This window comes from Anaerosalibacter bizertensis (genome assembly GCF_009696605.1).
GTDB lineage: Bacteria > Bacillota > Clostridia > Tissierellales > Sporanaerobacteraceae > Anaerosalibacter > Anaerosalibacter bizertensis.
On the sequence record NZ_VULR01000011.1, the window covers coordinates 24,318 to 47,755 of the forward strand.

General features: G+C 31.1%; 28 protein-coding genes. All 28 read left to right on the forward strand.

The window, feature by feature from the left end; genetic code table 11:
- Positions 1-81 precede the first annotated feature (81 nt).
- Positions 82-1,206 (forward strand): hypothetical protein, encoded by a 1,125-nt coding sequence (locus FYJ27_RS08660; RefSeq protein ID WP_154484457.1) that lies wholly within the window; start codon positions 82-84, stop codon positions 1,204-1,206.
- 176 nt (positions 1,207-1,382) lie between these two features.
- Positions 1,383-1,610, forward strand: a complete 228-nt coding sequence (locus FYJ27_RS08665; protein ID WP_154484458.1) for a hypothetical protein — start codon at positions 1,383-1,385, stop codon at positions 1,608-1,610.
- Positions 1,611-1,693: 83 nt separating this feature from the next.
- The gene (locus tag FYJ27_RS08670) at positions 1,694-2,125 is read left to right on the forward strand and encodes a phBC6A51 family helix-turn-helix protein (protein WP_154484459.1); all 432 of its coding nucleotides are present in this window, start codon (positions 1,694-1,696) and stop codon (positions 2,123-2,125) included.
- Positions 2,126-2,325: 200 nt separating this feature from the next.
- Positions 2,326-2,931 carry a recombinase family protein gene (locus FYJ27_RS08675; protein ID WP_154484460.1) on the forward strand — a complete coding sequence of 202 codons (606 nt, stop codon included), beginning with the start codon at positions 2,326-2,328 and terminating at the stop codon, positions 2,929-2,931.
- A 383-nt stretch (positions 2,932-3,314) separates the two neighbouring features.
- The gene (locus FYJ27_RS08680; RefSeq protein WP_154484461.1) at positions 3,315-5,051 is read left to right on the forward strand and encodes a terminase; all 1,737 of its coding nucleotides are present in this window, start codon (positions 3,315-3,317) and stop codon (positions 5,049-5,051) included.
- A gap of 11 nt (positions 5,052-5,062) precedes the next feature.
- On the forward strand, positions 5,063-6,346 hold the full coding sequence (locus tag FYJ27_RS08685; protein ID WP_154484462.1) for a phage portal protein: 1,284 nt from the start codon (positions 5,063-5,065) through the stop codon (positions 6,344-6,346).
- The gene (locus FYJ27_RS08690; protein ID WP_154484463.1) at positions 6,330-7,205 is read left to right on the forward strand and encodes a minor capsid protein; all 876 of its coding nucleotides are present in this window, start codon (positions 6,330-6,332) and stop codon (positions 7,203-7,205) included. The genes FYJ27_RS08685 and FYJ27_RS08690 overlap by 17 nt, the downstream gene beginning before the upstream one ends.
- Positions 7,206-7,218: 13 nt before the next feature.
- Positions 7,219-7,497 carry a hypothetical protein gene (locus FYJ27_RS08695; protein WP_154484464.1) on the forward strand — a complete coding sequence of 93 codons (279 nt, stop codon included), beginning with the start codon at positions 7,219-7,221 and terminating at the stop codon, positions 7,495-7,497.
- Positions 7,498-7,605: 108 nt separating this feature from the next.
- Complete coding sequence (locus FYJ27_RS08700) at positions 7,606-8,148, forward strand: DUF4355 domain-containing protein (RefSeq protein ID WP_195839108.1); 543 nt, start codon at positions 7,606-7,608, stop codon at positions 8,146-8,148.
- A 43-nt stretch (positions 8,149-8,191) separates the two neighbouring features.
- A complete protein-coding gene (locus FYJ27_RS08705; protein WP_154484466.1) occupies positions 8,192-9,025 on the forward strand; it encodes a P22 phage major capsid protein family protein in 834 nt (277 codons plus the stop codon).
- Positions 9,026-9,085: 60 nt separating this feature from the next.
- Complete coding sequence (locus FYJ27_RS08710) at positions 9,086-9,406, forward strand: head-tail connector protein (RefSeq protein WP_154484467.1); 321 nt, start codon at positions 9,086-9,088, stop codon at positions 9,404-9,406.
- Positions 9,406-9,708: a hypothetical protein gene (locus FYJ27_RS08715; RefSeq protein WP_154484468.1), complete on the forward strand. Its 303-nt coding sequence runs from the start codon at positions 9,406-9,408 to the stop codon at positions 9,706-9,708. The genes FYJ27_RS08710 and FYJ27_RS08715 overlap by 1 nt, the downstream gene beginning before the upstream one ends.
- Entirely contained in the window at positions 9,701-10,027 is a 327-nt protein-coding gene (locus tag FYJ27_RS08720; RefSeq protein WP_195839109.1) for an HK97-gp10 family putative phage morphogenesis protein, read from the forward strand. The genes FYJ27_RS08715 and FYJ27_RS08720 overlap by 8 nt, the downstream gene beginning before the upstream one ends.
- A gap of 6 nt (positions 10,028-10,033) precedes the next feature.
- Positions 10,034-10,435: a hypothetical protein gene (locus tag FYJ27_RS08725; RefSeq protein ID WP_154484470.1), complete on the forward strand. Its 402-nt coding sequence runs from the start codon at positions 10,034-10,036 to the stop codon at positions 10,433-10,435.
- Positions 10,436-10,514: 79 nt separating this feature from the next.
- The gene (locus FYJ27_RS08730; protein WP_229775516.1) at positions 10,515-11,057 is read left to right on the forward strand and encodes a hypothetical protein; all 543 of its coding nucleotides are present in this window, start codon (positions 10,515-10,517) and stop codon (positions 11,055-11,057) included.
- Between the two features lie 43 nt (positions 11,058-11,100).
- On the forward strand, positions 11,101-11,478 hold the full coding sequence (locus FYJ27_RS08735; RefSeq protein WP_154484472.1) for a hypothetical protein: 378 nt from the start codon (positions 11,101-11,103) through the stop codon (positions 11,476-11,478).
- Between the two features lie 65 nt (positions 11,479-11,543).
- Positions 11,544-11,798, forward strand: a complete 255-nt coding sequence (locus FYJ27_RS08740; RefSeq protein ID WP_154484473.1) for a peptide methionine sulfoxide reductase — start codon at positions 11,544-11,546, stop codon at positions 11,796-11,798.
- Between the two features lie 11 nt (positions 11,799-11,809).
- On the forward strand, positions 11,810-12,163 hold the full coding sequence (locus FYJ27_RS08745) for a phage tail tape measure protein (RefSeq protein WP_154484474.1): 354 nt from the start codon (positions 11,810-11,812) through the stop codon (positions 12,161-12,163).
- A 225-nt stretch (positions 12,164-12,388) separates the two neighbouring features.
- Complete coding sequence (locus FYJ27_RS08750) at positions 12,389-14,470, forward strand: phage tail tape measure protein (RefSeq protein ID WP_154484475.1); 2,082 nt, start codon at positions 12,389-12,391, stop codon at positions 14,468-14,470.
- Positions 14,457-15,143, forward strand: a complete 687-nt coding sequence (locus FYJ27_RS08755) for a hypothetical protein (protein WP_154484476.1) — start codon at positions 14,457-14,459, stop codon at positions 15,141-15,143. Before FYJ27_RS08750 ends, FYJ27_RS08755 begins: the two co-directional genes overlap by 14 nt.
- Before the next feature lie 15 nt (positions 15,144-15,158).
- A complete protein-coding gene (locus tag FYJ27_RS08760; protein WP_154484477.1) occupies positions 15,159-17,546 on the forward strand; it encodes a phage tail spike protein in 2,388 nt (795 codons plus the stop codon).
- 12 nt (positions 17,547-17,558) lie between these two features.
- Entirely contained in the window at positions 17,559-17,831 is a 273-nt protein-coding gene (locus tag FYJ27_RS08765; protein WP_154484478.1) for a hypothetical protein, read from the forward strand.
- Between the two features lie 11 nt (positions 17,832-17,842).
- Positions 17,843-20,014 carry a BppU family phage baseplate upper protein gene (locus tag FYJ27_RS08770; protein ID WP_154484479.1) on the forward strand — a complete coding sequence of 724 codons (2,172 nt, stop codon included), beginning with the start codon at positions 17,843-17,845 and terminating at the stop codon, positions 20,012-20,014.
- Entirely contained in the window at positions 20,011-20,196 is a 186-nt protein-coding gene (locus FYJ27_RS08775; protein WP_154484480.1) for a hypothetical protein, read from the forward strand. Before FYJ27_RS08770 ends, FYJ27_RS08775 begins: the two co-directional genes overlap by 4 nt.
- Before the next feature lie 79 nt (positions 20,197-20,275).
- Entirely contained in the window at positions 20,276-20,704 is a 429-nt protein-coding gene (locus FYJ27_RS08780; protein ID WP_154484481.1) for a phage holin family protein, read from the forward strand.
- Complete coding sequence (locus FYJ27_RS08785; protein ID WP_154484482.1) at positions 20,704-21,396, forward strand: N-acetylmuramoyl-L-alanine amidase; 693 nt, start codon at positions 20,704-20,706, stop codon at positions 21,394-21,396. The genes FYJ27_RS08780 and FYJ27_RS08785 overlap by 1 nt, the downstream gene beginning before the upstream one ends.
- An 892-nt stretch (positions 21,397-22,288) precedes the next feature.
- Complete coding sequence (locus FYJ27_RS08790) at positions 22,289-22,519, forward strand: hypothetical protein (protein ID WP_326831064.1); 231 nt, start codon at positions 22,289-22,291, stop codon at positions 22,517-22,519.
- A gap of 384 nt (positions 22,520-22,903) precedes the next feature.
- Positions 22,904-23,425 carry a hypoxanthine phosphoribosyltransferase gene (hpt, locus tag FYJ27_RS08795; RefSeq protein WP_154484483.1) on the forward strand — a complete coding sequence of 174 codons (522 nt, stop codon included), beginning with the start codon at positions 22,904-22,906 and terminating at the stop codon, positions 23,423-23,425.
- Positions 23,426-23,438 lie beyond the last annotated feature (13 nt).

The following is a 23,438-nucleotide window of genomic DNA, read 5'->3' on the forward strand; positions in this document are numbered from 1 at the left end:
TGGATTGGAATAGCGTGTCGTGATGATACCCTCCATGCAATCCTCCTTTTTTTTATTAATAAATTAGGAGGTTATAGTTTTATGTGTAAAGAAAAAGAAATATTAAATGTGACAAAAGAGGGCTTTACAATTAAGTCTGTTGATTTAGTAGATATTATCAATAAATTTAGAAAAGAGGAAGGTGGAAAGGCCGAATTAAAACATAGTGACTTCATGAAGAAAATCAGAAAAGAGTTAGAAGTATTGGAATCACTAGGGTTGGAAGGTCAAGGAAATTTTTCCTCGGCTAATTATCGTGATAAACAAGGTAAAACTAGAGATTGTTTTGAATTAAATCGTGATGGGATGTTGCAAATGCTAAATAGTGAAAGTACATATTGTAGATATAAGACAATAGAATATATCAATGAATTAGAAAATGCACTAAATAACTTAACCAAGAAAAATTATTCTTTAAGAATGTATAATTTAACTAGATTATTTTTAAGAGTATATCCAATGGAATATGAGTCAATTGCGAAAGAGATAGTAGAGTATCACGCTAATTTACCTAAAAAGTTAAGGATGGATAAGCGACATAAGAAAATGGATAAAACAGAATATAAGCAATTTGTTAGGGATAAATTGGTACAAGCATTAGAATTAATTCAAGAAGATATAGACAATAAAGATATAGTATCAATTCGACTATATGCAAAAGAATTAATAATTAAGTTAAAAAATGGACAAATAGAGACAACAAATAGGTCTACAGCACAAATATTAAGTAATCGAGAAAGGGAATTAAATAGGCTTAATCCTTCTCTTAAAGAGATGTATTGCGTTCAGTATCATCCATTCACCTGGAATAGTGCTATAAAGAATGGACGCAGGACATGGGCATATAATAACTGGATAAATAACTTTCCCGCCGATGAAGTGCCTGATAGGGAAATGTGGGAGATTGATTATGGTGTGAATTTTAATAAACCAATTAAGATATTTTTGAGATATATTAATATGCCACGTTTCGATATGGACAACTTGTCAAAATCGTTTATCGATATGTTGTTTAACGAATATCGAGGAGTTTATCATGTAGATGATAGTATTGTACATGCATTAGATGAAAAAACAATAGGACATTGCGACAATTATGAAGATGGGAGAGTTTATTTCTTTTTGCAGAATATGAGTGATGAGGAAATAAAGAATATTAAATGTTAAAGGCTAATCTTTGTGAAGGATGGTGTAGATATAATAGATTTATTAGGGGTCGATTTGACCGACACCGAAATAAAATCTTTTGGATTTACACAACAGGCAATAAATTCGTAAGAAACATAAAAGAGTAGGCATGTTGAGTCGTGCTTACTCTTTATTATTAATAAGGGGTGAGAAAGGTGAAAGATATTACAGAAGAGGTTACAAAAGCAGCGGAATTGACAGATGTGGAAGAAGAAATATATAAAATGATGGTGGAGAATAGAGAAGTATATATTGATAGTGTGAGTTGGGGGAAGACATTAAGTAAGGAGGAAAAGAAAAATGAAGGCGATAAAGAAAGCGATAATAATGAATCGTCAGTTGATTTTTGGGTTTGGTATGATGGGGTTGATGTATTTAGTTAGATAAGAAGGAGTCTATTAGAGCCTATAATGGCTCTTTTTTAATGTGTAAATTATGAACAATATGAAGCGATGGAGGTGGTGACATGCTAACAGAACAGCAATTACAATGTATAGAGTTATTAGCACAAGGAACGTTGACAAATGCGGAAATAGCAAAGAAAATAGGTTACAGTGAGAGAGTAATATATGATTGGAAAAAGAAAGATGAGTTTAAGGACGCACTTCACAAAAGAACACAGGAATTTAAACAAGCAATGGCAGAAGAAGGACAACTGAGAATGGCTGCAAAAGGGCAAATGGCACTAGATAACATCGTAATGCTTGCAAATAATGCTAATAGTGAGAAGGTAATGTTGGATGCAAATGTATTCATCTGGGAAAATGTGTTTGGTAAGGCTACAACTAAAGTAGATATTACTAAAGATAAAGAGGATAAAGGTAAAGATAACTTTGAAGATATTGACAATATAATTGACAATGTAATAGACATTGAAGGCAAGAAGAAAGCAAAGTAGATTGCAAAGTGTAACATGTCCTCTATTCTACATAATATGTATTATGCAGAGTTAATAAGTAAATAAAAGATTTGTTTTAAGTAGATAATAACCATATAACAGTATCATAACTTAATAGTATTGACACCGATTAATTAGTCGTGTATAATAGACATATAGAACGGTGTCAATACTTATGGTCATAATAGGAGGTTATGATAATGGGGAAAATATATGGTTATACACGTGTGAGTACTAAGAAACAATTAGATAATAATAGTTTAGAGCAACAAGAAAAAGAAATACTACAAAGATATGCAGATGCAGAAATATATAAAGAACAATTTACAGGAACAAGTATAGATAGACCAGTTTTTAATACTATTATAAAAGAACTAGACGATAGTGATACATTAGTTTGTACTAAGTTGGATAGGTTCTGTAGAACTACAAAAGAAGGATTAGAACTAATAGATGTATTAATGAATAGAGGTGTAAGAGTACATATACTAAATATGGGATTAATAGAAGACACAGCAATGGGAAGGTTGATAGTAACTAATCTACTTGCTTTTGCAGAGTTTGAAAGAAATATGATAGTAGAGAGGACACAAGCAGGTAAGGCTATTGCAAAACAAAGAGAAGGTTTTACAGAAGGTAGACCTAGAAGATATAGTAAGGTGCAAATCAATCACGCATTAGATATGTTGCAGGTAAATGGTGGAGAATATAGTTACACAGAAGTAGAAGAGATAACGGGGATAAGTAAGAGTACATTAATAAGAAGACAAAGAGAAAGAGGTTTAAAATGTAAGGCTAGAAACTAAATAGATAAAAATGTAGGATTGCAAAACTGCAGTCCTTTTTTTGTTTGTAGAAATACCCCGCCCATATTCTATTTTTGAAATTGGGGGAAGTGTGTTGTTAAGTCATACAATTTTTTCTATCATTTTTTAACTTGAGTATAAGGATTGTTATAACTTACAGTTATTTCAATGTTTAACTATCACATCTACACACACAAGCCACACAAGCCTTTATAAATAATCACTAGACCAATTATCCATCAACAAAAATATCGGCTTTCTAATCGACTACTATAGAGAAATAACAAAATTACAAATCACCCTGTAAGCATTGATACTACTATGTTACAGCGATTATTAATTATTGGTCAAATAACACTAAAAATAGGGGGTAGGAGGGATAAATGGATATAAAAGTATATTATGACAATAAAGAATTCACACAAGCAGAATACAATACATATATATTATATAAATATCTTACTAAACATTATGATAAAGATATAGCACGTAAAGTTATAGAAAATAGTAAAGACTTAAATATTGTTGCAAAGGCATTAGGTAAAGAAGATATAGCATTTTTCTGTTTATATTTTCTCCAGGACATTTTTGTTGTGAAAGATAATAATGAGGCAAGAAACTTATCCCCTACACATTATGAAATATGGGATTTATTTAATGTAACTTTTGTAAAAGATAAAATAGATAAGATAAACATAATTTGTCCACGTGGTATGGCAAAAACAACAATGGGAACATTAGCATTGACCGTATGGTTAGTATGTTATCAATTAAGTCAATTCACATTAATTGGTGCTAAGAAGGACAGTGACGCACAACAATTCATCGATAGTATCAAGAAGGTGTTTCAAGAGAATGAAAAGATAATAGATAATTTTGGTAAACTGATTGATAAGAAAAAGAAGAATAATGCTAATGAAGTTGAATTCTCGAATGGTATGTATATTAGAGCAGTAGGAAGTGCTAGTAGTGTTAGAGGTGCTAACTTTAAAGGTATTAGACCAACTGTTGTTATTGCTGATGATTATCAAGATGAGAGAGATATTTTAACAGAAGATGCAAGAGAAAAGAAGTATAATAAATGGACTAAAGAAATTGAAAATGTAGGAGATACAGCCGTATATCGTAATGGCAAAAAGGTTAAAAGTGCTACTAAAATAGTTAGTATTGGGACAGTATTACATAGTTCATGTTTAATTTCTCAAATAGCACGTAATAAAGATTACTATACATTATATAAACAAGCAGTAATACTTGAAGAAGGACAAACTATAGAAGATATCTTTGAAACTGATAAATGGCTTGAATGTAAGAATATATATTTTGATGATAAGATAGATAATCCTAAAATAGATGCAAAACAATTCTATGAAGAACATAAAGACGATATGAAATTCCCTATTTTGTGGGAAGAGAAATGGGATTGTTTTGATGATATTGCAGTACCATATTGGGAAAATAGAGAGGCATTTATGTCGGAAAAAATGAACGACAGTTCTTCAATTATGGAGAAATGGATAAGAAGTAACAGGACACAAAGCAAAGAAGATGTTGAAAATCATAATTTCAATAAGACTATGTTATGTGTTGACCCCGCTGGAATTAAGAATAAACGTAAAGGGGATTATTTTGCTTTTGTTGTTGTATCATTAGCAGATAATGAATTTAAATATGTGAGAAAGGGAGAGATATTAAGATTTAGTACGTTCAGTCAATATATTCAACATATAATAGATATTCTACATGAATTTGATGATATAACACACGTATATATAGAAAAGAATACATATATGGGATTAGATGCTGATAAATTAAAAGATAGTATAGTACAAGATGAAAAGTTAAAAGATAGAGATATAGAAATAATAAATAAAATGGAACATAGAAATAAAGATGAAAAAATATCTACTATAACAGATGATGTGAATAATGGTAGAATTATTTTCTGTGAGGAAAGAGTTATGAAAGAGGCAATAGAACAGATGATGGAATTTCAGGGTGAAAAATATACACAGAATGACGACTTTATAGACTGTTTGGCAATTGGTGCAATAGAAATAGATAATATTGAAGAATATGGTGAACTACAAATATACGACATTAGAAAGTTAGGCTTATAGGGGGTGGAATAATGAATAAGAAAATATTAGAGCAATGTTATGAGGATTATCTAAATAAAAAATCTACATATGATAAGATGTATCAATACTACTGTGGTGAATCAGATGCAATTAAGAGATATACAGCACAAGAATATCAAGAAAGTCATAAAATGAACTTAAATTACCTCAAGAAATTAATCAAAGAAGAAATATCATACTCAATCGGAAATCAACCGTCTTACATATCAAAAACAAATGATGATGATATAGTACAAGAAATTGATTATTACACATATCACTGGAATAGAAATCATGATGTTGAAGTGCTAAAAAATATGCTACTCTACAGCACCGTATATGAACTTTATTATGTTGATAGAGAGGGACAATTTAGTGCAAAAGTAATTAGTCCTCGTGGTGGTTATGCTTATATGGATGATTTTGGGAATATATTACTATTCTTTCATATGTTTAAACTAAAATTTGATGATACTGTATATATAGATGTATATGATAATAAGTATATATATCATTTTGATGAGGATTTTAATGAGGTAAAGGCAAAAGACAAACATATATTCGGACAAGTACCTGTTAGCATTGGTATATTATCTGCAGAAAAGGAAAAAGATACTCTATTCAATGATGTAAAAGATATACAGGATGGATTAAGTATTATTAAATCAGATGGTGTGAATGAGATAACAAATACAAGAGCAGCGATACTAAAAGGGAAAGGATTTAAACTTGACAAAGAACAGGTTGATAACTTGAAAAGATATAGGTTTGCCAATTTACCTAATACGAAAGAAGCCGACTTAGATTGGTTGTTGAAGAATCTTAATGCTGACTATCAGGAACTAATGATGGAAAGTTTACAAAAAGATATGTACACTTTGAGTATGCACATCGATAATCAAGAGAAATTACAAAGTAATACAAGTTCATTAACATTGAGGAATCGACTTATTAATCTTGAAATGAAGGTAAAATTAAACAACAGGGCAATGATGAATGTATTGATAAGTAGGATTCGATTCTTGTTTATATATCTGAAAATAATCAAGAATAAGGATTATGACTACAGGAATATAAGTGTTAAATTCAATAGTATCATACCTTCTGATGATTTAATAATCAGTCAAATTATTTCACAAATGGGTGATAAGTTATCATTAAGAACTGCATTAAGTCAATTATCATTCATTGATAATGCAGATGCAGAAATAAAACAACTACAAGAGGAAAATAAAGAAATATGGGAAGGCGAGAAGTTACTTGATATAGGTGATACAAATGAAGAAGAAGTATAAGGAAATGTATCTTGAACATGAAAAAGAAGGGTATGAGATAGCAGAGGAGAAAAGTAAAGAGATATACAAGAAACAAAAAGAAGATAGGGAAAAATTATTAGATGAAATAGGTAGAGTAGTGTTAACCTATGCAGTAATTGATGGCGTAATAGACTTAACAACGAAACAAAAAAGGAAACTCAACAAGAAATTTAATAAGACAATAAAAAATCTCACTCGTAATCAAAGTACGAGTGAAGAAAAAGTAATAAATGATATACTTGAAACAGTAACAAAAGAAAGATATAACAAGAATGGTTACTTGATGAGTATTGGCATGAAGTTTGATATGAAAAGATTTAGTGATAGTAAAATGAAGGAAATAGTTAATAATACTATTGATGGCAAAACATGGAGTGATAGGAACTGGACTAACAAGAAGAAGTTAGAGAGGACACTAAAAAGGGAAGTAAATCGTCTATTTCAGGGTGAAACTAATATAAACGATATAGACAAGGTGATAAGAGATAAATTCAGTCAAAATGCTTATAACAGTAAAAGATTAATTGAAACAGAGGTTGCAAGATGTCAGGCAGAAGCAAATGACTTATTTGCACGTGAACATGATGTAGAAAAACAAATGTATGTTGCGACATTAGATGAACGTACTACAGAACAATGTCAAAATTTAGATTCAAATATATATGATATAGATGATACAGATAAGCCAATACCCCCTTTGCACCCACTCTGTAGATCAACACTTGTAAATTTACCCTCTGTAGATTGGGACTTTGATACAAGGAAAGATAACGAAACAAAAGGATATATTGACTTCATGACTTATGAAGAGTGGAAGGAACAAAATAATATAGATTAAAGGGGGAAGTATGATGTTTAAAAGACGTAAGCAACAAATGGTATATTGTGATGAATGTGGAGGTAGGTTTAAGTTACGCCCTCAAGTAGAAAAAATAAAAGATGATATAGAAAGAGTACACTTTGTTTGTAAGCATTGCAAACATGACTATACAGCGTACTATACTAACAACTATATCAAACAAAAACAAAAGGAGATAAGGGAGGTTGGTATGAGGGATATTAAGAAGAGAATGGAAATAGAAAAAGAAATTAAGGCTGAAATGAATAATTTAAGAAGGAAATATGAATAACACTCTTGATTGAGTGTTTTTATTATGCCCTTTTTACTTGCTTGCAGGGCTAAAAGAACAACTCGGAAAATATATAGTCGTACGGACTTTAAACGGGAGGTAATAGTAATGGAAAATAAAGAAACGATAGATAAAAAAGAAGAAATAAAAGATATAGATACAGAGAAAACTGGTGACAAATCAAAAGATAAACAAGAGTCTAGTGCAGTAGATTCTACTAAAAAGGAAAAATTATTTACACAAGAGGAAATCAATGACATAATTTCTAAACGTTTAGAACGAGAAAAGAAGAAGGCAGAAGAAGAAAGACAAGAAGCAGAAAGACTTGCAAAAATGTCTGAAGCAGAAAGACAACAAGCAATTTTTGATAAAGAAAAGGCAAAATTTGAAAAAGAAAGACAAGAATTTAAAAGGCAACAAATGGAACTACAAGTAATAAAAGAATTAAACACAAAAGGACTACCTACAGAGTTTGCAAGTTATTTAATCGCGGATGATGCAGAGGCATGTATGGATAATATTAAGACATTTGAAGAGAAATGGACAAATGCTCTTGAAGAAGCAGTAAAAGAAAGAATAAAAGGTGGATATGAACCACCAACAAGTGAAACAGATGATATTGATCCATTCTTGAAGGGGTTAATGGGTTAAGAAATAATAAAAATAATAATAAATTAGAGGAGAGTGTTTAATAATGGCTATTAATTATGCAGAAAAATATGATTTACAAAAGTTAGTTGATGAGAAATTTATGGAAGGAAGTAAGACAGAACAATTAGTTAACAAGGATTTTGATTTTGTAGGTGCACAAACAGTAAAGGTATATAATATAGGAACTGTACCATTAACAGATTATGCAAGAACAGGAGTAAATCGATTTGGTTCTCCAGATGAATTAGATACAACAGTACAAGAAATGACAATGACACAAGATAAGTCTTTTACATTTACAATTGACAAGATGAATGAAGATGAAACAATGGGAGCATTAAATGCAGGGAAGGCATTAGATAGACAAATTAGAGAAAGAGTTATACCTGAAGTAGATACTTATAGATTAGATGTAATGGCTACTAACGCAGGCAAAACTGCAACTGCTAATCTTACAGCAACTAATATCTATGACAAAATAACAGAAGCAACAGAAGTATTAGATGATGCAGAAGTACCTTTTGAGGGAAGATACCTTGTTGTAACACCTGCAACTTATACATTAATGAAGAAAAATAAAGATATTGTGATGGAAACTGAAATAGGGCAAGAGATGAGAGCAAGAGGTGTAGTAGCATTGGTAGATGGTATGGAAGTAGTTAAAGTACCTTCTAGTAGATTACCAGAAAACTTTGGTTTCATGGTATGTCATAATGTGGCAACTACAGCACCTGTTAAATTGGCAGAATATAGAATACACGAAGATGCTCCTGGAATTTCAGGTTCATTAGTTGAAGGTAGAGTTTACTTTGATGCTTTTGTATTAGATAATAAGAAAGACGCTATCTTTGTACACAATAATTCTACAGGTGCATAATAAACATAACTAGAGGGGTAATATTCCCCTCTTTTATTTTGTTAAGGAGGGGATAAATAAATGATATTAGAAGATATAAAAATATTATTAGGTATAAGAGATGATAAAGAAGATAATATATTGCGTATATATATAAGAAAGGCAATAACAGCAATAAGGTATTACTTGAACAATGATAAATTTACTGACGAATATATCAAAGATAACTTTCAAGATGCAATAATCGAGTTAGTATCAACTGCATACAGAAATAAAGATAATAAGAATATAAAAGCATACACAGAAGGAAAACAAAGTATAACATATAAAGATAATACTAACTTTACTATAACAGAAGATGTGGCAAACTTACTCCCTATGCCATATGGGAGGTTTTTCTAATGTTTAGAAATAAAGTAATTGAAATATGGAAGAAGGGTGAGAAAAAAGAAGGATCATTTGGACAAGCAGTAGAAGGTAAACCAAAATTGATAAAGACAATTAAAGTAAATGTACAGCCTTATTTTTCCGAGGAAGCACTTAAAGATTATGGATTTACTGTTGATTGTGAAAAAGTAATATTCATGGATGTTGAAGATATTAATATAGATACTCATTTTATAGTTTATCGTGGCAAGAAATATGAGATAAAGAAAATAATTGAGTGGAATGAGTATCAAGAGGTGTTGGTACATCATGTTTAAGGACAATAGTAAAGAAGTTAAAAAGGCATTAGAAAATGCTATTAATAACAGCCTTGAAGATATAGGTAAAGTAGGGATGGCAGAAAGTCAATTAAGGACTCCTGTTGATACAGGCAAATTACGTAGAAGTCAAACGTATCAAGTAGACAATAAAAATAAACATGTTGATATAGGGGTAACTCAAGAAGCACCATATGGTGTGTTTGTGGAATTGGGGACAAGTAGGCAACAGAGCCAGCCATTCTTGAGAGATGGAATAATGAATAACATAGACAAATTTCAAAATATAATCGATAAACACCTTAGGAAATTGAGGTGATAAAGTATGATAGAGATTTATGAATATATTTATAACAAATTAAAAAAATGTTGTAATAGCGTTGATTATGAGGACTTAAAAAGGAACGAGGAAGGTATTGCCCTTATCAATGATGTAAAAGTCGTCTATAGCCTTCCTGAAGCCTTACAGGACAATATGACAAAAAATAGAAGTAATATTCCCTTAATAATTGATATTTGGGCTAAAAAAGAACAAATTATAGAGGTTGAGGAGATAATAACAAAAATAAATAAAGAATTAAGAGGAGAGGTGTATAGAAGTAATAATATACCTTTTTTTAATGTTGAGAAAGCAATAAATTGGCGTAACAATATTCAAGACGAAGATAAAACAATAAGAAGAACACAGTTAAATTATGTAATAAGAATTTATGAGGAGGTAATATAAAATGGCTTTACAAACAACTGGTTATACAAAAAGTACACCTTTGCACTATATGGTTGACGCAGGGGCAATATATAAAGATTTGGAATATGACTCATTAACTAAAACGTGGAAGGGTGAACTTCTAGGTGCTACACATGATGGTAATAAAATAACTATCGAACAAGAATATAGAAAAATAGAAGTTGATGGTGTATTTGTCGATGCAGTTGGACAAAAGGTTTTACAAACATCTAAAGCAATGCTCGAGGTTAACGTGAAAGAAATAACAGCGGAAAACTTGAGACTTGCGATTAATGGTACTGTAAGAGAAGCGGGAGAAGATGAAGCACCAGAAGGCTATCAGGTAATAGAAGGAAAGGGAAAACTTGAAAATACTGACTATATCAAGAATTTAGGACTTGTAGGAACATTAACAGGTTCAGAACAACCAATCATTATTATTTTGGATAATGCTTTATGTACTTCTGGATTAGAAGGCGAAACAAAAGATGACGATGAATTAGTTATTACGATGGAATTTGAAGCACACGCTGATGCAGAAAATGTATCAAATAGAAAGTTACCATGTCGAATATATTTTCCACCAGTGGCAACTGAACCAGAAACACCAGTAGAGGGATAATTTCCCTCTATTTTTTTACTTTATTAATACAGGAGGATGATAGATGATGGCTAAATTAGAAATGAGAGAACTTAATGGACAAGATACTTTTTTATTATTACCCATAGTGGCTAAACTAGGGATTAGTGATGCAATAAAATATGTAGAAAAACAAAGAGGTAAATATGCCGATGAAGAACTATCTCAAGAAGAAATAGATATGGTAGGTGCTGAATTATTTGCAAAGGCACTAGAAGTAATACTTGTAAATATTGACAAAGTACAGAATGATATAAATAAATTACTTGCAAATATGTGTAATACTACTCAAAAGGAAATTAAGGAGTTAGATTTTGCGGAATATAATATGTTGATTATTGAATTGTTCTCACAAGAAGGTTTTAAGGCTTTTTTCAAGCATCTATACTCATCGCTGAAATAGGTGAGTATAGGTTTAGGGACATTCTTTATCAAAGATATAGTAACCCTTTAGGGCTATTATCGACTATGACAGCAATTGAATTTGTTGAATATATACAATACTTATCAGATGAATTATTACGTGAACAAGAAGAAAAGCAAGAGGAACAATTGTTTAATGTTTGGTTGCACAAAGTTTATGATAAGACATATCCAGAATGGAAAAAAGAAATAATGAAGAGTGTCAATAAAAATAATAAAAAAATTAAAAATAATAAAAAAATGACTAAAGAAATGGAGGAGAAGGCAATTAAAAAGGCGGAAAAAATTCTAGGTAAATAGGAGGTGGATATATGAATTTATTCACCCTTTTTGGACGTATTGCAATAGATGATAAAGGTGCAACAAGTAAAATAGATAGTATAACAAATACAGCAAGAAGATCAGAAGGAATAATAGGTAGTAGTTTTAAAAAGATAGGAAAATATATTGGTGCTGCTTTTACAGTAAAAAAAATGATTGAATTTGAAAAGAAAATAATATCGACTTATGCAACATACGATGACCAAATGAGAAAAGTACAAGCGGTATCGGGTGCAACTGGTGCAGAATGGGATAAGTTACGGAATAAAGCAAGAGAATTAGGTAAGGGAACCCGCTATAGTGCTAGAGTGAGTTGGCACACTACACAGAAATGTGTAGCATAAATAAGTGAGCAAAATCGGGGAAATCTAAGGTCATAAACTATGATAACCCCGAGGTAAGTTGTTAGATTGCGAAAGGCTAATAACCACCGTAGAGCGTAGAGGGTGAATAAATATAATCCCTCCAAGAGTGTTCACTACCCTAACAAGTGAAGTTGAGGGTAAAAAGGTACGCCGATACTTAGAGGAAACTCTAAGAATATGAGATAAAAAACTCATATATAACAAATGACAGAAGCGGGACAAGCAATGGAAAATTTAGCACGAAGTGGCTGGACAGTAGAAGATATATATAACAAAACAGGTGATGTACTTGCGTATGCTAGTGCAAATGCTATTGATTTAGATACAGCGTCAAGAATTGCAGCGGGTGGACTTAATCAATTTGGACTAACAGCAGACGAACTAAATAGATATCTTGATGTAACTTCCGCAACTTCGGCATCTAGTGCAGCAAATGTTGAAGGACTCAGTGAAGCATTTGAAGCATCTACCCCTATGGTGAAGACACTTAATTATTCTCTTGAGGATATGTCTTTGGCTTTTGGAGTTTTGGCTGATAATGAAATACAAGGTGCTAAAGCAGGAACACAACTTAATAGTGCTTTTATGAGAATGTCAAGTGGTGGCGATGCGGTCAATGCTGCAATTGCATCACTTAATGAACAAACAGGAATAAATGTATCGCTGTTTGATAAAGCAACAGGACAAGCAAGACCTCTTAATGATGTACTAGGAGATTTAAGACAAGCGTTTTCAGGCTTAACAGAAGAGGAAAAAATGTATTATGCTAATCAGTTATTTGGTCAAGCGGGAGCAAAGGCAATGTTACCCTTACTTGAAGCAACAGATGAACAATACAATAAAGTTGCAGATGCAATAGGTAATGCAGACGGAAAAACAAAAGAAATGCAAGAAACGATGGATGGTGGTATGGGTGGAGCATTGGCAAGAGTTAAATCAGCATGGGAAGAATTCTTATTGGCTATGGGAGAAACACAAGAAGGTGTAGTCATAGACGCTTTAGGCTTAATCGAACAAGCATTATTAAAGTTGCCTGATGTAATAGGGAGGATAAACGAAGGTTGGCAAAACATGAAAGAGTTTGTTAGCGAACATGCGACATTGTTTAAGGTGTTAGGCATTGTAGTAGGAGTGTTGGCTGGTGCATTTGGTATTGTTATACCTGTAATCGAATTATTGACAGGTGTATTTGGTTTATTATTTACACCTGTTGGACTAGTAGTAGGGATAATATCTGTATTAGCAGGACTAGCATATCTTGTTAAAGAAAATTGGGAGCCAATTAGTGAATTTTTCTCTGGTTTGTGGGAAGGAATAAAGAATATTTTCTCTACATCACTAAACTTTATAAAGACATTAATTACAACAATCTGGAATGCAATCAAATCTGTAACTTCAACCGTTTGGAATTCTATAAAAAATGTAATAACGAAAGTAATTAACTCTATTAAGACTGTAATTACTACAGTATTTAATGCAATTAAAAATGTAGTAACAAAGATATGGAACTCAATCAAAACTGTAACATCAAGTGTATGGAATAGTATCAAGGCGGTAATAACAAGCATAGTTAATGCAATTAAGTCAGTAATCACTTCTGTATTCAATGCAATAAAAAGTGTAGTAACGAGAGTGTGGAATGGAATTAAAACGGTAACGAGTACGGTTTGGAATGGAATTAAGTCAACTATAACTAGAATAGTCAATGGAATAAAATCAACTGTAACAAGTGTATTTAATGCAATTAAGTCGACTACAACAAGAATATGGAATAATGTTAAAACAGCAATGATAAAGCCTGTAGAAACAGCAAAGAATAAAATAAAATCTGCACTAGATAAGATAAAAGGTTTCTTTAGTAATTTAAAATTAAAATTTCCTAAGATTGAGATGCCTAAACTACCACATTTTAGACTTGATGGTAAATTCTCATTGAAACCTCCAAGCGTACCAAAATTACGTGTAGATTGGTATAAAGAAGGTGGAATCCTTACGGAGCCAACTATATTTGGTATGGCGGGTAACAATTTACTTGGTGGTGGAGAAGCAGGACACGAAGCAGTATTGCCTATAGAAAAATTAAGCGACATTATGGCTAATACAATGGAAAACATGGGCTATGACAATAGACAAAATAAACAAGATATTAATGTAGAAGTTAAACTTAATATAGAAAACTTTAACAATGATAGTGATTTAGATATACAAGATTTAATAGAGCAAATTCAATTCGAAATAGAGAGAAAACTTAAATCTAGAGGAGGGACAGTAAATGCATTGGTTTAAATTTAAAGATAACTATAGTGTGGACTATAACCTCCTCATTAGTGATTTAGGGAGGAGACAAAGAGCAGAAGAACAAATAGAAGAGTATGAAATTCCTTACAGAAATGAGAATTTAATTATTCATACTAATAGATATAAACCTTATTTGAGAGAGATGACAGTAGTCGCAAAAGATATAAGGCAAATAGACAGAATAAATGCATGGTTAAGAGGTAGAGGAAAATTGAGAACTAGCATAGATGAAGGAGGATTTTTCTATGCTAGTATTTTTTCTGGTTTAGATTATGAAGAAATTGCAAGAGATACACAAGATTTTAGGGTCTCTTTCAAAGTTGACCCTTTTTTCTACCTTGATAGTGGACAAGAAATAATAACAATAACAGAACCAATTAAATTAATTAATCCTGGAACATATTATGCCGAGCCGACTATAAAAATTTATGGTACTGGAAACATAACACTTAATATTAATAGTGATTTTTATGAGTTTAGGAATGTGGAAGATGAGATAACAATAGATAGTAATTTGCAAGTAATATATCGTGATACTTTAAATCAATCTAATAAATTCTATAGTAAAGATTTTCCCACTTTCGATATAGGAGATATTAATATCACATGGGAAGGTAATGTAAGCAAAATAGAGATAATGCCACGTTGGAGAATGTTATAAGGGGGGTGAATATATTTGATTAGTTTATATGATGAATTTGAAACGAATTTCGACCATATAGGAATACCATTAAAAGATGTAATAAGTGCTAAAGTAGTTGAAGAAGCAAATGGAATGTTTGAGTTAGAGTTGGAATACCCTAGGGATAAAGTTAAAGAATTAGTAGAAGGCAATATAATTAAGTGTAATACTCACAGAGGAAAACAATTATTTCGTATCTATAGACCTGTAAAAACATTAAAAGGAATAAAAGTTTACGCTAGACATATTACTTATGATTTGCTTGATAATTTCATAGAGGACATTAGACCAACTAAGACATCTGGGGCTAACGCTATACAAGCAATATTAAATAATACTCAATATAAACACCCCTTTATAGGTTCAAGTGATATAGAAAACACTGCTACAGCATACTATATTAGAAAAAATCCTATTCAATGTTTAATAGGAGATGAAGACAATAGTTTCATCAACAGATGGGGTGGAGAAATAGTAAGAAATAATTTTTCTATCAAGATGAAAGCACGAGGTGGGGTTGATAGAGGATATGAGATTAGACTTGGCAAGAACCTTATCGGTATAGAGGAAGATATAGATACTACAGAAGTGGTAACAAGGTTATATCCTACAACGGTAATTGATCAGGTTGTTTACTCATTACCCGAGAAATATATAGATAGTCCTCTCATTAATAAATACAGAAATCCTGTTGTAAAAGAAACACGTATGAATTTACCTCAAGAATATCAATCGAATGAAGATGAAGATACAGAGATAAATATGGAAGAAATATACGACTTGATGAGAGAACATTGTAAGAACTTATATGAAGTGGAGAAAATAGATAAACCTCAAGTGAATTACAAGGTTGACTTCATTGAATTAAGCAAAACAGAGCAATATAAGGACTTAAAACTATTAGAACAGGTTGATTTATATGATATTGTTCATGTTAACGTATTAGAATTAGATATTAATATAGATGCTAAAATTATAAAAGTTGAATATGACGTACTCAAAGACAAATATGAAAAACTTGAATTAGGTAGTTTTAAGAAAAAACTAACAGATAACAGTAACAAAATAAAAGAATACGTTGACAATAAGACTTCTGACGTTGCAAAGTCAGTTAATCACTTAAAAAACGATATAGGTAAACAAGTTGTTGAGTTAGATAATTCAATCGATAATTTAAAGAGCAGTATTAATGAACTTGGAGAAGATTTAATTCTTACAGCAACAGAAGCAGAAACACTAAAGATAGATTTAGAAAGAGTTACTTATGAAAGTACAGATTTAGTTAATATCTCAAAGTCTTTAGGAATTACAACAGAAAAAAATAATTACATTGCAGCGTTAAATACTTTAACTAATTATCTTAATATGAACTGGTTAAATGCAACTTATCCTCTTCCTATAACTCAAGATCAAGCGAATAATGTTGCAACACATTTTAAATATTTAGAGGATAGAAAAACTAAATTAATAAACAAAATAGCAGAAGTTAGAGAACAAAATGCAATAAATTATACAGATAATAAAATAATAGAAACAGAAGATAGTTTAAATAAGGCTATAGATAATGCAACTAGCCTCATAACAGGAAATCAAGGCGGATATAGAGTAGATAGACTTAATGCAGAAGGAAAACCATACGAGACGTTATATATGGACACAGATGATATTCAAACTGCTACAAATGTAATAAGGATAAATCAAAATGGAATTGGATTTAGTAACAGTGGCTACAATGGGCCTTATGAAACTGCTATGACAATTGATGGAAAGATAGTTGCTGACTTTATTACAACTGGAACATTAGATGCTAACTTAATAAAAGCAGGAACATTGTCAAGTAAAAGTGGTCGAATTTATGCTGATTTAGATTATGAAACATTTCGGTTAGGTGGTCTTAGTGGTGATATAGTCGAACATGATAATACTAAATCAAAGTATATACATGAGGATGGCTCTTATACAGAAATAAGTAATAGAGGTTTAAGACGGCGTACCGCAACTGGTAGTTTTGATTATAATTATTTGGTTTATGTAGGCGAAGTGGAAATAGATATTACAGGAAATATTCTAGGTGATGATGTAATAATTCAGTTGCCTGATGAATTTAAAGGAAAAATGTTTAAGGCGTTTTCTTCATTAAAAACTTTTAGATTACCTGGTGGGTACGTATTAGATAGTATAACCGTAGATGCTTGGGCAAAAAATTACAATGAAGGTACGGTTATAGTGAATTCAAGTATGTGGTCTAGACGTGTAAAAACTAAAACAGGATACATTAAAGCAGCAGACGGGTCACAGGTTTGGGGTAGTTTCCTTGACTCTGATCTAAATTCTTTCACTAATAAAGGTACGGTAGAAGTTCAATATATGGTTATAGCATAAGGGGGCGATAAAATGGCATCAATGGCTGAACATCAAAATAGTATGACAATATTCTATAGAAAAAGAGATGGCGAGATAAGAGGGTATGCAACAGGTATACAAGATATGTCTTTTTATGGAGATAATGCAGAAGATTTTTCTTTAATTTGGGATTATGTAGTACTAGAAAGAGACAGACAAGTGCTTGATAATATAGAGAAATTTAAAATAAATACAGAAACAAAAGAAATTGAGTTGCTTCCAGAACATGTTTTTCAACCAGACAAATATAAGATAGCAGATTAGGAGGCGATAGCATGACAGAATTAAAAGATTTAGGTTTGCAATCATTAAAATTAAATATAAATGATACTATTATAGAACCTATCTTTGCAAAAGAAGGAGACAAGAAGTCAAGAGGGCTTGATATTCAAATACTAAATAATAATACAGTAATAGATACTACTGATATTGATGTTGAAATGTACGCAGTAGGGAATGACAAACAACCATACCTGGTTAAAGCAACTGCTATAGACACTTCTAAAGGGAAATATCAGATTATATACCCGAGTCAAATATTACAATCTGGTACTGTATTAGCAGAGTTAGCATTAAGAAAAGACGATGCTGTTATCTCTAGTAAAAAATTTAAAATAGAAGTTGAATCTGGGATTATATCCGATAGTGCAATAGAAGGGCATGATGCATACCCTTTATTTGAAAAATTATTAGAGTCTGCTGAAATAATAAAAGATATAGACGTTGCAATAGAGGAAGATAAACGTAAAAGAAATGAGAAAATACGTGTTGAAAATGAAGTTATAAGGCAATCGCAGGAGCAACAAAGGCAAGAGTCTATGACGGATATAGAAAATAGATTTACAAATTTGACTACATCTCAACAACAGGATTCAGAAGTAATGAACGCACGTACATCTACAATAAAAAATAAAACATTTAACAGCCTAAACGATAGATTAGAGGAAGCAGAAAAAGATATTAATAAAGCAGAACAAAACGCCAAACAATATACTAACACAGAAATAGAAAAAATAAACAATAAAATAGACAAGCATCTATACTCAACGCCTGCGGAAACATATGACAATGTTATTTCCTTGCCAGACAACACAACTAATGGGCAAGTTAGTTTAAATATTTTTGGTAATACAGAGGCTAATGAAGAAGGGGATACTAAATCTACAATTAGTGCTACTAGAATAAAGAGTGTTGGGAAGAATTTGTTTGATGGGAACAATACACATATAGGTTATACTAATACAAATACTGGATTGCCCCAAGAACCGAATGATGGGATAACTGGTGATTTTATCAAAGTTACACCAGGAAGATATGTTGCTTCATTTAAAAACATGGATAATTCAAGGAATATATTGATTGGTTTTAATTCGAATAAAGAAAAAATAATTTCTACGTCATGGAAAAAGAACTCAATTAATACTATAAAAATGCCTGAAAATGGGTACGTTGTGCTGTCCGTTATTGATGACATGAAAACAAAAAAAGATTTAAATAGTTATTTAAGCATATATAAACCTCAACTAGAAAAAGGCGACACACCAACAGAATACGAACCTTACAAAGAATCCATAGCATACATTACAGCAAAAGATAAAGACAATAAAATAGTAAATTTAAAGCGAATTAATGATGGAATATATGATGAAATTAGGGTGAGTGGGAATAAGGCTGAATTGGTTAAGAGGGTTAGTGATGAGGTTACTTTAGATGGTAGTGAAAGTTGGGGCATAGTATCTACATGGGAAACTACTAATACTCTTGCATTCACTTTGCACATTGACAGTAAAAAAAGCGGGTATTATGTTTATAATAACAGAGGTTTAGTTCCTGTATATCCAAGCTTTGATAATGAAGGGTATGTTCTTGGCGGAGCTGTAGCAAATATTGCTATAAAAATCAATAAAAGCAAATTAGCAACTCAAGACTTGAATGGGTTTAAACAGTATTTATCCGAAAACCCAATCACACTAACTTATAAATTAGCCGAGCCTGAACATATTCCAATTGAGATAGAAGGCGAGTTACAAGGCTATGAAAATGGAACAGTATATTTTACACCTTATATAAAAGATGAATTTATAGTAGATGATACTAAATTAATTACATTACAATATCCTATCAAAGCAATAGACAAACTATTAAAATTAGATACAGCAAACGCTAAATGGGTGGAGGTAGAAGGCACATTAAGTGAAGATGGACAAACTATTACAGTAGCAGATGAAGGCACATATAAAATTTATGGAGAGATACAAGAAGGTTACTACGCAAACGGACTAAAATCAATAACTACACCTATAAATCTAAATGCACAAATCAATAGTAATACAACAGCAATAGAAAAAATAAATAATAAAATCTATACCGATGCTGATTTATTTACTGCTATGTTACTACAGCAAGAAGTTAGAATTACTGCCTTAGAAGGGGGTATGACAGTATGATATACGAATTACTAGAGACAGCAATAGAGCAACAGAACAGTTTTATGACAAGAGATATGGTGATGTTACAAATTGAATTCTTTTATACAGCAGGAAGAATTACAGAAGAAGAAAGGAATAGATTATTAGAAAAGTTAAATCCAGTTGTAGAAGAGGAAATAAAAAATATTATAGAGGGTTAAGTTGCCCCTCTATTTTTATTGTCTTTTTTAATTTTATATCTAGTTAATACGAGGCTTATTTGGAAAGGAGGCGATAGAGATGGAAAACAATATAGACGGAATTGGGAAAGCAATATCAATCGCAATAGGTGGACTGTTGTCTTATTTTGCAGGATTAAATTGGGAATTGGTAATCATTTGGTTTGCACTATCAATGTTTGATGTTGTTATAGGTGTTATAGCAGCAAATAAGGCTGGAGAATTTAGAAGTAGATTAATGAGAAATGGATTGATAGATAAGGTTTCGGAGTTCTTTTTATTATTTGCCTTAGCACTTATACAAAGAGCAGCACAAATCGCAGGTTTAAAGTTACCTTTATCTGGCATGTTTTCAGTCGCTTTTTGTTTTAAAGAATTTGGAAGTATACTCGAGACTCTTTCAAAATCAGGTCATAACATTCCAGAAGTAATTAAAAAATGGTTTGATATTAGCCAAGAACAGATTAATAATAGAGGAGAGGATAATTAATGGCAACAATATGTATAGACCCTGGACATGGTGGTAATGATCCAGGAGCAGTTGGAAATGGTATTAAGGAAAAAGATTATACACTTAAAATATCACAATATCAAGCAAAAAGATTAAGAGAACATGGATTTAAGGTGGTCATGACTAGAACAGCGGATACAACTTTGTCTAACTCTACAAGAACAGCAAGAGTTAAGAATAGTGGTGCTAAGATATGTGTGTCGAATCACGTAAATGCAGCAAGTCCATCTGCGAATGGTGTTGAAACTATACACTCTATATACTCAAACGGCAAATTGGCAAATATGATACTAGATGAATTAGTAAAAGAAGGATTTAAGAGAAGAAGAGCATTTAGCAAAAAAGGCAAGAGTGGTAGGGATTATTATTTTATGCATAGGCAAACTGGAAGTGTTGAAACGGTTATAGTTGAGCATGGTTTTATTACTAATGCAGGAGATGTTCAAAAACTCAAAAACAACTGGGAGAAATTCGCTGAAGCAGATGTTAAAGCAATATGCAAATATATGGGGGTTAAATATATACCAGAAAAGAATCCAACAGCACCAACACAAAATAGTAAAGGATTATATAAAGTTCAAGTAGGAGCATTTAGTAACAAGTCAAACGCAGACAAACTAGCACAAGAATTAAAGAAAAAAGGATATAGTACATACATTGTAAGAGAATAAAAGCGGGGGATATTATTCCCTCGTTACTTACATCTTGTAATGTAATGTTCTCAAAGAACAGAACGTTCTATTCAAAATGAAGAAAACAAAAAAAACAACATTCACACCTCATTGTTTTTTAATGAGTGTGATAGTACTTTATCTATATTATTTATATATTTATCTATATTATTTATCAGTCCATATTTTTATAAGATTTTATAAATCTATTCTAGTACTACTAATATATTTTTATAAAATCTTATAAAAATATACACATGACTATCTCAAGAACAAAAAATAATATACAAGTGCTATCACTGAAAATGATAACGGTCTTATCCCTCAGAAGGATATGGTTTATTTTGATGATTTTATTACCGAACTAAACTTCGGAAATAAAGTACATAAACAAGCAAAAATAGGGGTAGTGGTATATGCTTGTAAATAACTACCCCTTACAAACGTGTCAACCATGCCATTTGTAGAGGGTAACATCTCAACATCAATAAAACCCTTGTAAATGTGTATTTCAAGCCATTTGCTAGGGGTACAAATAATATTATTCACCATAGAAAGCCACAGAATCAATTTAAAATAAGAGGGCATATAATTGGTCTATGGATAAATTATAACCTCTTAAAACGCCTCTCTGTGTGAAATGGATACTAAGTGACATCTTGTAACTTAGTTAAACATTCAAAATGAATGTTTAGAAAATGTTGTAGAAGATTCAATGCAATAATACTTAATATTTATTGCAATGTATGATATAATATCTATAATAATAAATAATATAAACAATACTTTAGTTTATATTAAATAATCAAACAATATTCATATAGAAAAGTATTAAAAACATACATCTTAAACATTGTAATATAGACATTCCTCATAAAATCCGTCTGATTATATACCATGTATATCCTGGGGTAGAAATGCTAGGTTTTGTGAAAAATTATTAGTAGGGGATCATGTGAGATTGTGGGGAAGAATTCAAAGTAGAGATTATCAGAAACGGCTTTCCAATGGAGAAGTAATTACAAGAACTGCTTATGAAGTATCTATATCTAAGCTTGAATACATAGAAAATGATAATAATAGGCAGAAAGAAGAAGAGGAAGCAGTAGAAACGAATATTTAAGTTATAATAATTATTTTTTATGATTTTAATAACCATATATTTTCTTCGTATTTTTTAATTACAAGAAAATATATGGTTATTTCGTTGTTTGAATTTTTATTTAAAGGAACATGTTGACCAATTATTATATGTTAGGTTATAATTTATCTAATATAGCCCTTAAAAATATAGGTTTTTCTGTTATTATATATTATCAATAAGGGGTGTTTAAATGTACTTTAAAATAATTGTTGGAGTTATTTTTTTTATAGTTTTAATAAGCATACAATATTCTTTAAATAAGATATTGTTTGAATTAAGAGAAATTAAAAAAATATTGTATATGAAAAAGGACCGTGATTAAACAAAGTTTTTAATTAGAAACCTGGAAGGGAGAGAAACATATTGGCAAATAAAGAAAAAAGAATACTTTTTAGTTCTGAAGAGATTGATAAAAGGAATATAGAATTAGGAGAGGAAATATCTAAAGATTATGAAGGGAAAAAGTTGGTAGCTATTTCTCTTTTAAGAGGTAGTTTTATATTTGCTTCCGATTTAGTAAGAAATATAAGCATCCCTGTTGAGATTGATTTTTTGACTACATCAAGCTATGGGGATCAAGAAGAAACTTCAGGAAATGTAGAAATTGTTACTGATATTAGGAGCGATATAGAGGGAAGAGATGTATTAATTATTGACGATATAATGGATTCTGGGTATACTATGCAATATGTAATAGAACATTTGAAGAAAAAGAATCCTAGCAGTATAAAAACTGCTGTTATGTTGGATAAGCCTAGTAGGAGAAAAGTAGACTTAAAACCTGACTATATAGGTTTTTCTATACCAGATGTATTTATAGTTGGTTATGGACTTAATTATGGGGATTATTATAGAAATATTCCTTACATTTTTACCTTTGATTAAAGATAAATAGCCC